The organism is Streptomyces filamentosus (genome assembly GCF_014654895.1).
GTDB classification, from domain to species: Bacteria; Actinomycetota; Actinomycetes; order Streptomycetales; family Streptomycetaceae; genus Streptomyces; species Streptomyces filamentosus.
On the sequence record NZ_BNBE01000001.1, the window covers coordinates 737,870 to 750,483 of the forward strand.

At 74.2% G+C, this 12,614-nt stretch carries 10 protein-coding genes; 7 read left to right on the forward strand and 3 right to left on the reverse strand.

Annotated features, from left to right (window positions below; translation table 11 throughout):
- The first annotated feature begins 11 nt into the window (after positions 1-11).
- The gene (locus tag IE326_RS03225) at positions 12-1,547 is read left to right on the forward strand and encodes an ATP-dependent DNA ligase (RefSeq protein WP_150236010.1); all 1,536 of its coding nucleotides are present in this window, start codon (positions 12-14) and stop codon (positions 1,545-1,547) included.
- A 159-nt stretch (positions 1,548-1,706) separates the two neighbouring features.
- Here IE326_RS03225 and IE326_RS03230 read toward each other — a convergent pair whose 3' ends face one another.
- Together IE326_RS03230 and IE326_RS03235 are read right to left on the reverse strand one after the other, a co-directional pair.
- Positions 1,707-2,351 (reverse strand): ScbR family autoregulator-binding transcription factor, encoded by a 645-nt coding sequence (locus IE326_RS03230; protein WP_190040762.1) that lies wholly within the window; start codon positions 2,349-2,351, stop codon positions 1,707-1,709.
- A gap of 4 nt (positions 2,352-2,355) precedes the next feature.
- Positions 2,356-3,177 (reverse strand): AfsR/SARP family transcriptional regulator, encoded by an 822-nt coding sequence (locus IE326_RS03235; RefSeq protein ID WP_190040763.1) that lies wholly within the window; start codon positions 3,175-3,177, stop codon positions 2,356-2,358.
- 215 nt (positions 3,178-3,392) lie between these two features.
- On the opposite strand from IE326_RS03235, the gene IE326_RS03240 reads away from it, so the two are divergent.
- The 4 genes from IE326_RS03240 (at position 3,393) to IE326_RS03255 (ending at position 8,986) form a co-directional block, all read left to right on the forward strand.
- The gene (locus IE326_RS03240) at positions 3,393-3,542 is read left to right on the forward strand and encodes a hypothetical protein (protein ID WP_170313991.1); all 150 of its coding nucleotides are present in this window, start codon (positions 3,393-3,395) and stop codon (positions 3,540-3,542) included.
- A 185-nt stretch (positions 3,543-3,727) separates the two neighbouring features.
- Positions 3,728-6,010 carry a TOMM precursor leader peptide-binding protein gene (locus IE326_RS03245; protein ID WP_190040764.1) on the forward strand — a complete coding sequence of 761 codons (2,283 nt, stop codon included), beginning with the start codon at positions 3,728-3,730 and terminating at the stop codon, positions 6,008-6,010.
- Between the two features lie 23 nt (positions 6,011-6,033).
- On the forward strand, positions 6,034-7,662 hold the full coding sequence (locus tag IE326_RS03250) for a SagB/ThcOx family dehydrogenase (RefSeq protein ID WP_150236014.1): 1,629 nt from the start codon (positions 6,034-6,036) through the stop codon (positions 7,660-7,662).
- A 91-nt stretch (positions 7,663-7,753) separates the two neighbouring features.
- On the forward strand, positions 7,754-8,986 hold the full coding sequence (locus tag IE326_RS03255; protein WP_190040765.1) for a sensor histidine kinase: 1,233 nt from the start codon (positions 7,754-7,756) through the stop codon (positions 8,984-8,986).
- 9 nt (positions 8,987-8,995) lie between these two features.
- Here the strand turns inward: IE326_RS03255 and IE326_RS03260 are convergent, their stop codons facing one another.
- The gene (locus tag IE326_RS03260; protein ID WP_150236016.1) at positions 8,996-9,601 is read right to left on the reverse strand and encodes a response regulator transcription factor; all 606 of its coding nucleotides are present in this window, start codon (positions 9,599-9,601) and stop codon (positions 8,996-8,998) included.
- Positions 9,602-10,071: 470 nt separating this feature from the next.
- Here IE326_RS03260 and IE326_RS03265 point away from each other — a divergent pair, with 470 nt between their 5' ends.
- Complete coding sequence (locus tag IE326_RS03265) at positions 10,072-11,427, forward strand: cellulase family glycosylhydrolase (RefSeq protein WP_190040766.1); 1,356 nt, start codon at positions 10,072-10,074, stop codon at positions 11,425-11,427.
- Positions 11,428-11,557: 130 nt separating this feature from the next.
- Positions 11,558-12,589 (forward strand): LacI family DNA-binding transcriptional regulator, encoded by a 1,032-nt coding sequence (locus IE326_RS03270; protein WP_190042137.1) that lies wholly within the window; start codon positions 11,558-11,560, stop codon positions 12,587-12,589.
- Positions 12,590-12,614: the final 25 nt, after the last annotated feature.

Sequence of the window (12,614 nt, forward strand, 5' to 3'; positions counted from 1 at the left end):
GCACACTCCCCATGAGACTCGCCGACATCGCGCGGGCGTCCCTGGACATCGGCGCCGCCTCCGCCCGCACCGAGAAGATCGCCCTGCTGGCCGGTCTGCTCCGGGCGACCGAGCCGGCGGACGCGCCGGTCGTGATCAGCTATCTGGCCGGGCGGCTGCCGCAGCGCAGGATCGGCGTCGGCTGGAACACCCTCAAGGAGCCGCGCCCGCCCGCCGACGCGCCCCGGCTCGGGGTGCGGGAGGTGGACGGGCTGCTCACCCGGATCGCCGCCGTGTCCGGCAAGGGCGCGCAGGGCGAGCGGAAGCGGCTCCTCGACGAGCTCATGGGCGCGGCCACGGCGGAGGAGCAGCTGTTCCTCTTCCGGCTGATCAGCGGCGAGTTGCGGCAGGGCGCCCTCGACGCCATGGCCGTGGAGGGCCTCGCCGCGGCGTCCGGCGCGGCGGTCGCCGACGTCCGGCAGGCGGTGATGCTGAGCGGTTCGCCGGCCGCCGTCGCGGAGGTGCTGCTCGCCGGGGGTCCGGACGCCCTCGCCGGGTTCCGCCTCGTGGTGGGGCGCCCGGTGCTGCCGATGCTGGCCCACACCGCGAAGGACGTGGACGAGGCCCTCGACAAGGCGGGGGCGTGCGGCCTGGAGGAGAAGCTCGACGGCATCCGCGTCCAGGTGCACCGCGACGGCGACGAGGTGCGGGTCTTCACCCGTACCCTCGCCGACATCACCGACCGGGTCCCCGAGGTGGTGGCGCTGGTCGGCTCGCTGCCGGTGCGGCAGGCCGTCCTCGACGGGGAGCTGCTGGCCTTCGACGAGCGGGGCAGGCCGCGGCCCTTCCAGGAGACGTCCGGCCGGACCGGCTCCACGCTCGACGTGGCGGGCGCCCGGACGACGGTGCCGCTCTCGCCGGTCTTCTTCGACCTGCTGTACGCGGACGGCGAGGACCTGCTCGACGTCCCGGCCGCCGAGCGGCGGGCGCGGCTCGACCGGCTGGTCCCCGAGGAGCGGCGGGTGCGCCGGCTGGTGGTGGCGGATCCCGCGGACCCGGCGGCCCGCGAGGCCGCGCGGGCCTTCGCCGCGGACGCGCTCGAACGGGGCCACGAGGGCGTGGTCGTGAAGTCCCTGGACGCCTTCTACAGCGCGGGGCGGCGCGGCACCTCCTGGCTGAAGGTGAAGCCCGTGCACACCCTGGACCTGGTGGTCCTCGGCGCCGAGTGGGGCCACGGCCGGCGCACCGGGACGCTGTCCAACCTGCACCTGGGCGCGCGGGCGGCCGACGGTTCCTTCGCCATGCTGGGGAAGACCTTCAAGGGGCTGACCGACGCCCTGCTCGCCTGGCAGACCGAGCGGCTGCGGGAGCTGGCCGTCTCGGAGGAGCCCTGGGGCGTCACCGTACGGCCCGAACTGGTCGTCGAGATCGCCTTCGACGGGGTCCAGCGCTCCACCCGCTACCCGGCGGGGGCCACCCTCCGCTTCGCCCGCGTGGTGCGCTACCGCGAGGACAAGACCGCCGCCGAGGCGGACACCGTGGAGACGGTGGCCGGGCTGCTTCCCTGATCCTCGCCGCTGCCCTGATCCGCGCCCCCTCCGCGGATCCGGTCCGCCCGGATCCGATGCCCCGGACCCGATGCCGCCGGACCCGGTCCATCCGGGTCCGTTCCGCCCGGGTCCGTTCCGCCCGGCGCCGGGGGGCCGCCGCCGGGCACCTCTCCCCCGTCAGCCCGCGACCGGCTCCGGCCTGTGGGCGGCGGGGGGCGCGGTCCGCAGGTCCCGCCGGGCGTGCTCCTCCGCGATCGCGCGGAGCACCAGCTCCCAGGACTGGCCCAGCTGGGCGGCGATCTCCGGGTGGGGGGCGCCGCTCCACGCGGCCGCCTCGATCCCGGCGACCATCCCCGCGACGAGCGTCCGGGCGGCGTCCTCGGTGACGTCCGGGCGCAGCGCGCCCTCCTCCGCGGCCCGGCCGAGCAGCCGCCCGGCCGTGGCCGAGCACACCAGGTGGTAGTTGAGCACCGGCCGGTCGCCGCCGGCCCGTTCGCGTCCGAGGCGGAAGGCGGCACGCACGATCGGGTCCGTCGACGCCCATACGGCCAGGGCGTGGGTGGTGTCGATCAGCGTCTGGAGGGCGGGCCGCCCCTCGCGGCACAGCGCGAGGACCGTCTCCTCCAGGAGCCGGCAGCCGGCCTCCTGCACGGCGGTGGCCAGTTCCTGCTTGCTCTCGAAGTGGAAGTACAGCGCCCCCTTGCTCACTCCGGCGATCCGGCTGATGTCGCCCAGGCTGGCCTGGGCGTAGCCGTGCCGGTCGAAGAGCTCCCCGGCGGCCCCGACGAGCCGGGCCCGGGTGCGCTCCGATCGCTGCTGCACCCCCTCACACCGCCTTCACGAGCCGTCGGTAGTCCGCCTCCGGCGCGTCGAGGAGCCTCGGCGAGGCGGTGAGCACCGCGTGCTGGAGCTCCCGGAGCTGTTCCGAGGGCTCCAGGCCGAGTTCGCGGACCAGGGTGCCCCGCAGCCGCTGGTACACGTCGAGGGCCTCGGTGCGCCGGCTGGACCGGTACAGCGCGAGCATCAGGTGCGCGTGCAGGTTCTCGTGGGTGCGGTGCTGCTGCACCAGCACGCCGAGCTCACCGATGAGTTCGCGGTGCCGGCCCTGCCGCAGCTCCAGTTCGATGCGGTGCTCCTGCACGCACAGGCGGGCCTCCTCCAGCCGCCGGGCCTCCAGCGTCAGCAGCGCCCCCGCCCGTACGTCCCCGAAGGCGGGCCCCCGCCACAGGCCGAGCGCCGCCCGCAGGGTCCGGCCCGCGGTGTCGGTGTCGCGGTCGGCGAGGGCCTGGTAGGCCAGGCCGGACAGCCGCTCGAACTCCTTGACGTCGCTGGTGCCCTCGCCCCGGTCGAGCAGGTAGCCGCCGGGCCGCGTCACGAGGATCCGCTTCGCCTCCCGCGCCGGCGTGCCGCCCGCCTCCAGGGCGGTGCCGACGGCCCCGCGCAGCTGCATCACGTACGTCTGGAGCGTCGCCTGCGCGCTCCGCGGCGGTTTCGCCCCCCACAGCTCGTCGATGAGCGCGCCCACGGACACGACCTGGCCGGCGTGCACGGCCAGGGTGGCCAGCAGCTGCCGCGGCTTCGACGCGGACGGCGCCACCGGCACCCCGTTCACCCTCGCGTCGAACATCCCGAGAACCTTCAGGTCCATCGCTTCTCCTCTCCACTCTCCACCCGGTCGAGGCTTCCAAAAGGCGTTCTCCAGGGCCAGTGCAGGGCTCCTCGGGCCGGGATGAAGCCCGCCCTGAACGGACTATGAGAACTTCACACGGGGGTCGTGAGACAGGCACTGCCCAGGAGGCCCCGGGCGGGGACAGACTCCTGGTCACCGCCGCAGGGTGCGGCGGACCATCCGTAGGGGGATGCATGAACCTCTCGCAGGCAGTCGCCACCGCCGTCGTCGCCACCGCCGCCGCCTCGTACGAGGAGCTGGTCGTGGAGGAGCTCGCGCCGCAGACCGCCGAGCAGTTCCAGCCGGGCACCTGCATCTGCTGGGTCGACGCCTACTGCGACTGATTCACGCCCCGGCGTCCCGAGGCGCCGCCGCGCGGGCCCCGGCCGTTCCGTGACCGAACGGCCGGGGCCCGCGCACCCGCACACCGAAGCGCACACGTCGAGGCGCACGCACCGCAGCACACGCACCGAACAGCACGCACACACCGAAGCGCACGTTGCCGTCCACGCGTCAAGGGGAGACAGTGATGGATGAACAGCCCGGCGGATCGGGGCTCGGCTTCAAGCCCCACCTCAGAGCGGAGGTCGTCCCCGGCGAAGGGGTGTACCTCGTGTCGGAACGCGGTGTGACCGCACTGCGGGGCTCGGGCGTCACCGCGCTCGCGCCCCTGCTCGACGGGACCCGCAGCCTCGACCGGGTGGTGGCCGAGGCGAAGCGGGTGATCCCCGCCCACCAGGCGGAGAAGGTCGTCACCCAGCTGCTGACGGCCGGTCTGCTCGACGAGCGGGCCCCCGCGGCGGCCCCCACCGCCGACCTGGCCTTCTGGGAACTGGCCGGGATCGACGGCGTGACCGCCACCCGGCGCGCCTGCGGCACCCCGGTCGAGGTCGTCGGCGTCGGCGAGACGAGCCGCGCGAGCGTCGCCGGGCTGACCGACGCGCTCCTGGAGGCCGGCATCCGGGTGCACGGCCGAGGCGGCGACGTCGGCACGCGCCCCGGCTTCACCCTCGCCGTCTGCGACGACTACACCGACCCGGCGCTCGGCGCGCTCGACGCCGCCCACCGGGAGTCCGGGGTGCCGTGGCTGCTCGTCCGCTTCACCGGCGAACAGCCGTGGATAGGGCCGGTGTTCCAGCCCGGCGAGGGGCCGTGCTGGACCTGCGTCACGGACGCGCTGCGCCGCAACCGCCCCGCCGAGACCTATCTGGACCGTGCGCTGGGCCGGCGCGCCTTCACCCCGCCGTCCTCGCTGGCCGCGGGCCGGGCCGCCGGGCTGCACCTGGCGGCGCTGGAGACCGTCAAGTGGCTCGCCGGACACCGCCATCCCGGCCAGAACGCCATCTGGCGCCTCGACACCCTCACCCTGACGGGCCGTCACCACCCGGTGCGCCGCCGCCCGCAGTGCCCGGCGTGCGGGGACCCGGGGGCCGTCGCCCGCCGGGTCACCGCCCCGCTGGTGCTGCGCAGCCGCGCCAAGGCGGCGGGGGACTGCGGGGACCGCTGGCTGTCGCCGGAGGAGATGCTCCGCCGGTACGAGCACCTGGTGGACCCGCTGACCGGGGTCGTCAAGGAGGTGCGGCGCGACCGGCGCGGCCCGGAGTTCCTCAACTGCTTCCACGCCGGGCACAATCCGGTGCACGCGCCGGACGGCCTCTCCTCGGTGCGGGCGGGGCTCCGCAGCACCAGCTCCGGCAAGGGCACCACGGCGCTGGGCGCCCGGGTCAGCGCCCTGTGCGAGGCGGTCGAGCGGCACAGCGGCTTCTTCCAGGGCGACGAGCCGACGCTCCGCGCCTCCTACCGGGAGGTCGCCGACCGCGCCGTGCACCCGGACGCGGTGCAGCTCTTCCACCCACGGCAGTTCGAGGACCGGGCGGCGTGGAACGCCTCCCACGCGCCGGCGCACCGGGTCTGCGCGCCCTTCGACGAGACCGTGCCGCTGGACTGGACCCCGGTGTGGTCGCTGACCGGCGAACGGCACCGGCTGCTGCCGACGTCGATGCTCTACTACAACGCCCCCCGCACGCCGGGAAGCGGGTTCTGCTCGGCGAACTCCAACGGCGCCGCGGCGGGCAGCTGCGTCGAGGACGCGATCGTCCAGGGCTTCCTGGAGCTGGTGGAGCGCGACGCGGTCGGCCTGTGGTGGTACAACCGCACCCGGCAGGCCGGGGTCGACCTGGAGGCGTTCGACGACCCGTGGATCCGGCAGGTCCGGCAGGGGCACGCCGGGGTGCACCGGGAGCTGTGGGCCCTGGACCTCACCAGCGACCTCGGCATCCCGGTCTTCGCGGCGGTCTCCCGGCGCACCGACAAGCCGGCCGAGGACATCAGCCTGGGGTTCGGCGCGCACTTCGACCCCCGGACCGCGCTGCGCCGGGCGCTGGCGGAGGTGAACCAGATGCTGCCGCCGGTGGCGGAGGTGCGGGCCGACGGCACCGGGTACTCCTGCGACGACCCCGTCGCGCTCGCCTGGTGGCAGGGCGCCACCGTGGCCGAGCAGTCCTACCTGCTGCCCTCCCCGGAGCTGCCGGTCACCGTCCCCGGCTCCCACGCGCCCGTCCGCCGCGGGGACCTCCGGGAGGACGTGGCCGCGATCGGGGAGCTCGTCGCCGCGCACGGCATGGAGCTGCTGGTCCTCGACCAGACGCGGCCCGACGTGGCGCTGCCCGTGGTGAAGGTGATCGTGCCGGGGCTGCGGACGTTCTGGACGCGGTTCGGTCCCGGCCGGCTCTACGACGTCCCGGTGCGGCTCGGCCGGCTGTCCGCCCCGACCCGCTACGAGGACCTCAATCCGGTCCCGCTGTTCCTCTGACCCTCCCAGAAAGGTCCCGCGCCGTGCCCACGACTCCGCCGCGCCCCGTCCCTCCGGACTCCGGGCTGATCGACCTGTGGTCACTGCGCCAGGACACCCTGCTGGAACTCCCCGACGAGACCGTCGGGGCCCCGCGGGCGGGGGGCTTCCCCGAGGAGGAGGCGCTCCTGTCGACCCGCTGGGGCGAGACGCGGCTGCCGATCACGGCACCGGTGGTCCTGCTCGCCCTGGAGCGCCTGTCGTACGGTCCGGTGTCGCTGGACAACGTGGTGGCCGGCATCAGCGCGCCGGACGGCCCGGAGAGCCCGGAGCGCGACGCGCTGACGCCGCTGCTGCGGTCGATGGAGAACGTCCTCGTGCGCTCGCTGGCGGCGAAGGACGGCAAGCTGGTGCTGTCGGTGGTGCCGATCTCCCGGTATGCCCGCTTCCGGCCGTCCGTCACGCCCGCCGACGCGGTGCTGCGGCTCTCCCGCTTCGCCGCGCTGCGCACCCACGAGGACGGGCTGTGCGCGGAGTCGCCGCTCTCCGGGCTGCGCGTCGTCCTGCACCAGCCCCGCTCGGCCTGGCTGGTGAGCTGCTTCGCCCGCCCCTCCACCCCGCGGGAGGCGGCGGGCCGGCTGCGCATGCCGGTGGACGACGTGCGGCAGGCGATGTCCTACCTGGAGGCGTCGGGGATGGTCGTCCGGGGCGTGCCCGCGGAGGCGGACGGGCCCGGCCGTTACTCCTTCGCCGAGGACGAGGACCCGGCGCTGGTCCCGTGGTCGCCGCACGACCTGATGATGCACGCCCGCAGCCGGCAGGGCCGTCACGACGGTCCGGTGGGCGCCACCGGCGGCCTCGCGGACGCGCCGGGGGCGGAGCCGGTGGTCGCCCGGGCGCATCCCGGCCCGGTCCGGGTGCCGCTGCCCGTCCCCGAGCTGGACCGGGTCCTCGACCGCGACCCTCCCTTCACGGTCGCCCTCGAAGCGCGCCGCTCGGTGCGCGACTACGGCGAACACCCGCTGGACCTCTTCCAGTTGGGCGAGCTGCTGTACCGGTCGGCGCGGGTGCGGTCGATGGGGGAGCCGCGGGCCGAGGACGGCGGGCCGTCGCTCACCAGCCGGCCGTACCCGAGCGTGGGCGGGGCGTACGCCCTGGAGCTGTACCTCACGGTGAGCAAGTGCGCGGGGCTGCCCCGGGGCACGTACCACTACGACCCGTCCGAACACGCCCTGGTCCTCATGGACATGGAGCCGGACAGCGTGGACGAGCTGCTCGCCGAGGCGCGCACGACGGCCGGGCTGACGGCCGAGCCGCACGTGCTGGTCACCATGACGGCGCGGTTCCGCCGGATGACCCTGAAGTACAGCGGGCTGGCGTACAGCGGGCTGCTGAAGGACGTGGGGGTGCTCCAGCAGACGCTGTACCTGGTGTGCACGGCGATGGGGATCGGGCCGTGCGCCCTGGCGATCGGCGACAGCGACCTGTCCGCGCACGCGCTCGGCCTGGACTGGCGCACGGAGTCGGCCGTGGGCGAGTTCGTGCTGGGCACGCTGCCGGCCGAACCGGGCGCCGACGGGCCCCTGTCGGCAGCCGTGGAGGTGCGGGGGCACGACTGGCACGTCCGCTGTTCCGAGCAACTCCGGCGCGCCCTCGCCCATACCGCCGAGTGACGGACGGCTGAAGACCGCCCGCTTCCGGCCACCTGGGGCCCGGTAGTACATATGCTGCGCCTACCGAGCAACTTCAGGTGAGGAGCCCCCCATGCGTCGCACCACGACGTCCTCCCGTGACACTCCACTCGAAGAAGGGCTGGCTCCCCGCGCCGACATGGCACCCCGGGTCGCCGTCGCCATCACGACCGTGGTCATCTGCGGCTTCTTCGCGGTCGCCGTCACGTACGTGCTCCAGGCCGGGTACACCCCCCTGAGCCTGGCGTTCTGCTTCGTCCTGCTGCTGCTCCTCCTCGGGCTGCAACTGTGCCATTCCTTCCCGTCGTTCGTGCCGAACGCCGTGACCCGGCACCACCACTGGACGCTCGCCGCGCAGACCCTGCTGACCTACGCCCCGTTCACCGTCTACGGCGCCGCGTGGCTGGGCATGCCCGGCTTCCTCGCCGCCTCCTCGCTGCTCGTGCTGCGCACGGCGCTGGGCTGGCTCGCTTTCGGCACCGTCCTGGTGACCACCGGCCTGGTCCAGTTCGCGGTCGGCTACGGGATGGGGGAGCTGGCGTACAACTGCGTCTCCACGGTCCTGACCGGTCTCGTCGTCTACGGTCTGAGCCGGCTCGCCGACCTGATCCGCGAGGTGCAGACCGCGCGGGAGGAACTGGCCCACCTGGCCATCACGCAGGAACGTTTGCGCTTCGCCCGCGACCTGCACGACCTGCTCGGCTACAGCCTCTCGACCATCACCCTGAAGTGCGAGCTGACCTCCCGGCTGGTCCGGCTGGACCCCGAGCGGGCCGAGACCGAGATCACCGAGATCCTCCAGACGGCCCGTCAGGCGCTGGCCGACGTGAGGGCCGTGGCCAGCAGCTATCTGCACATGAGCCTGCGCCGCGAGATCGGCTCCGCCGAGTCCCTCCTGGAGACCATCGGCATCCGGACCGAGATACGCGTCGACGTCGAGCTGTCCGCGGGGCAGGTCGACACGGTCCTGGCGACGGTGCTCCGCGAGGGCATCACCAACGTGCTCCAGCACAGCAAGGCCCAGCACTGCGTGATCGAGGCGACCGGGACCGGCACGCACGTGCGGATCTCCGTCGCCAACGACGGCGTGGGGGCGGAGCGTTCCACCCTCCACGCCGTCGACCGCCGGGGCGGCGGCAGCGGCCTGATGAACCTGATCACGCGGGTGGAGGCACTGGACGGCCGGCTCACCGCGGGCGTACGGGAGGACGGCTGGTACCAGCTCGCCGCGGAGGTCCCGCTGCCGCCCGGCGACTGCCCGCCCCCGGCCTCCGCGCCCGACGCCGCCGTCCTCCCCGGGGCCTGACCCGGCGGCTCAGAGCCAGCCGAGGTCCCGGGCGATGCGGACCGCGTCCATGCGGTTGCGGGCGTTGAGCTTGGTGACGCTGGTGGTCAGGTAGTTCCGCACGGTCCCGGCCGACAGGAAGAGCCGGCGCGCGATCTCCGGCACCTCCTCGCCCTCCGAGGCCAGCCGCAGCACCTCGGTCTCGCGGGCGCTCAGCGGGTTGTCGCCCGCCTGAAGGGTGGCGACGGCCAGCTGGGGGTCGATGACCTGCTGCCCGGCCCGCACGGCCCGGATGGCCGCCGCCAGTTGGTCGGGGTCGGCGTCCTTGAGCAGGAACCCCGACGCGTGGGCCTGGAGGGCCCTCATGAGATTGCCGGGCCGCCCCAGACTCGTCAGGATCACGGTCCGGCACTCGGGAAGCCGCTCGTGCAGCAGGGCGGCGGCCCTGATGCCGTCCATCCCCGGCAGGTCGATGTCGAGCACCGCGACGTCGGGCCGCACCTCCAGTGCCACGGGCACCACTTGGTCCCCGGTGGCCACTTCGGCCACCACCTCCAGGTCCGCCTCCAGCTCCAGCAGGGCCACCAAGGCTCTGCGCAGCATCAGCATGTCCTCGGCAATCAGGATTCTGACCATCGTCCCCCCACGGCGCCACATACACGGGCGACCCATTCGGTTTCGGCCGATCTTAGCCGCGCGGGAAAAATTTCACTCAAGATCGTGCAGACCCGTGCGGAATGCTGTCTCGTTTGCGCCACGGCCCTCGCGCCCGGTGGCCGGGCGGAGACTCCCGGACGGGCCGGAGGCCGCGAACGGTCCGGTCGGCACGGTTCAGTGGACGAGCGGGCCGCGCCCGCCCGCAACGCCCTCCGGACGACCGCGCGTTCAGTGGGGGTTCACTGAACCGACCTCGCCATCCCGCACCACCGCACACAAAACGCACTTCGCGCTTGACATGGATCCGGCCACGGATGCCTCATGGGGAACACCCCCGGACGCACCGGCCGACGCCTTGGACGACGGCTCGATCGACGCTCTGACAACGTTGTCCACCCGTCGGAGCGTCCCGCGGACGGGCCCCTTCCCCTACCTCCCCGAGGAGAGGCATGACCGACTCAGCGCGCAGGACGTGGCTCACGGCCACCGGCAGCGCCCTCGCCGCCGTCGCCGGACTGCTGCTGCCCGTCTTCGGCACCGGCGGCACCGCCCAGGCCACCACCGGAGCCGCCCCGGCCACCACCGGAACCACCACCGGAGCCGCCTTGGCCACCACCGGAACCACCACCGGCGGCCTCCACGTCCGCGACGGCCGCCTGTACGAGGCGAACGGCAGCGAGTTCGTGATGCGCGGGGTGAACCACGCGCACGCCTGGTACCCCGGCGAGACCGGCGCCCTCGCCGACATCGCCGCCAAGGGCGCCAACACCGTCCGCGTCGTCCTCTCCAGCGGCGACCGCTGGACGGGGACGACCGCCTCCGAGGTGGCGTCGGTCATCGACGACTGCAAGGCGAACGAGGTCATCTGCGTCCTGGAGGTGCACGACACCACCGGATACGGCGAGGACGCCGCCGCCACCACCCTCGACCGGGCCGCCGACTACTGGATCGGCGTCAGGAGCGCCCTCCGCGGCCAGGAGGACCACGTCCTCGTCAACATCGGCAACGAGCCCTTCGGGAACAACGGCTACACCGCCTGGACCGGCGCGACGAAGAACGCCGTCGTGAAGCTCCGGAACGCCGGCATCGAGAACGCGCTCATGGTCGACGCCCCCAACTGGGGTCAGGACTGGTCGCACACCATGCGCGACAACGCCGCCTCGGTGTTCGCCTCCGACCCGCGCCGCAACACGATCTTCTCGATCCACATGTACGGCGTGTACGACACGGCCGCCGAGGTCCAGGGCTACCTGAACCACTTCGTGAGCAACGGACTGCCCATCGTGGTCGGCGAGTTCGGCGACAACCACAGCGACGGGAACCCCGACGAGAACGCCATCATGGCCACCGCCCGCTCGTTGCGCGTCGGTTACCTCGGCTGGTCCTGGAGCGGCAACGGCGGCGGCGTCGAGTACCTCGACCTGGTCACCGGCTTCGACCCGAACGCCCTGACCGCCTGGGGCGACCGCCTCTTCAACGGCGCCGACGGCATCGTCGCCACCTCGAAGCGCGCCACGGTCTACGGAGGCGGCGGGGGCGAGACCGGCGGCACCGCCCCCAACGGCTACCCGTACTGCCTGAACGGCGGCTCCTCCGACCCCGACGGCGACGGCTGGGGCTGGGAGGCGGGCCGCTCCTGCGTGGTCCGGGGCAGCGCCGCCGACACCGGCGGCACCACCGGAGGCACCGCCCCCAACGGCTACCCCTACTGCCTGAACGGCGGCTCCTCCGACCCCGACGGCGACGGCTGGGGCTGGGAGGCGGGCCGCTCCTGCGTCGTGCGCGGCAGCGCCGCCGACCACTGAGCCCCCGGGTGCCCTCCCGTCCCCCGCGGCGGGAGGGCGCCCCGCGTCCCGCCCCCGGCGACCCGCCGCCGGGGGCGCGCCCTGGCGGTAGGGTCGGGGGGTCGAGGTTCAGGATGGAGCTGGGGTGGCAGTGAAACGGCCGACGATGGCGGACATCGCACGTCGGGCGGGTGTGTCCAAGGTGGCCGTCTCGTACGCGCTCAACGACCAGCCCGGCGTCTCGGAGGCCACCCGCGCCTCGATCAAGAGCATCGCCCAGGAGCTGGGCTGGCGCCCGAACAGCGCCGCCCGCGCCCTGACCGGCGGCCGGGCGCAGGCGGTCGGGCTGATCGTGCGGCGCCCGGCGCGGACCCTCGGGGTCGAGCCCTTCTTCATGGAGTTCATCAGCGGCGTGGAGGCGGTGCTCGCCGAGCACGCGTACGCGCTGATGCTCCAGATGGTGGCGGACCAGGCGCAGGAGATCGAGGTGTGCCGGCGCTGGTGGGGCGAGCGGCGGGTCGACGGCGTCTTCCTCATGGACCTCCAGACCGAGGACGCCCGGGTCGGGGCCGTACGGGACATCGCCATGCCCGCCGTGGCGATCGGCCCGCCGGAGGTGGCGGGCGGACTGCCGGCCGTCTGGTCCGACGACGGCGAGAGCGTCCACGAGATCGTCCGCTACCTGGCGGCGCTGGGGCACCGGCGGATCGCCCGGATCGCCGGCCCCGCCGAGCTCGCGCACACGGCGGTCCGCGACGCCGCCCTCGCCGAGGCGTGCCGGGAGGCCGGGATCCCCGCGGCGACGGTCGTGCACACCGACTACACCGGGGACGAGGGCGCCCGGGCCGCGCGGGCCCTGCTGATCGCGCCCGTCCGGCCGACGGCGCTCGTCTTCGACAACGACATCATGGCGGTGGCCGCGCTGTCGGTGGCGCAGGAGCTGGGCCTGTCGATCCCGGCGGACCTGTCGGTCGTCGCCTGGGACGAGTCGCCGCTGACGCAGGTGGTGCGCCCGACGCTGTCGGCCGTCACCCGCGACATCCCGGCGTACGGCGCCCGCTCCGCGACCGCGCTGCTCTCCCTGATCCGCGGCGAGGACGTCGCCAGCGTGCGCGACGGCTACGCGCACTTCGTGCCCCGCGGCAGCACCGCTCCCCCACCGCCGGAGCCGGGCCCGCGCTGATCGCGCCCGGCCCGGCTCCGCCTCG

Coding starts and splice junctions, on each gene's coding strand:
- IE326_RS03260 (WP_150236016.1), bottom strand. CDS start 9,601: ATGGTCAGAATCCTGATTGCCGAGGACATGCTGATGCTGCGCAGAGCC.
- IE326_RS03235 (WP_190040763.1), bottom strand. CDS start 3,177: ATGGACCTGAAGGTTCTCGGGATGTTCGACGCGAGGGTGAACGGGGTG.
- IE326_RS03255 (WP_190040765.1), top strand. CDS start 7,754: ATGCGTCGCACCACGACGTCCTCCCGTGACACTCCACTCGAAGAAGGG.
- IE326_RS03265 (WP_190040766.1), top strand. CDS start 10,072: ATGACCGACTCAGCGCGCAGGACGTGGCTCACGGCCACCGGCAGCGCC.
- IE326_RS03225 (WP_150236010.1), top strand. CDS start 12: ATGAGACTCGCCGACATCGCGCGGGCGTCCCTGGACATCGGCGCCGCC.
- IE326_RS03245 (WP_190040764.1), top strand. CDS start 3,728: ATGGATGAACAGCCCGGCGGATCGGGGCTCGGCTTCAAGCCCCACCTC.
- IE326_RS03240 (WP_170313991.1), top strand. CDS start 3,393: ATGAACCTCTCGCAGGCAGTCGCCACCGCCGTCGTCGCCACCGCCGCC.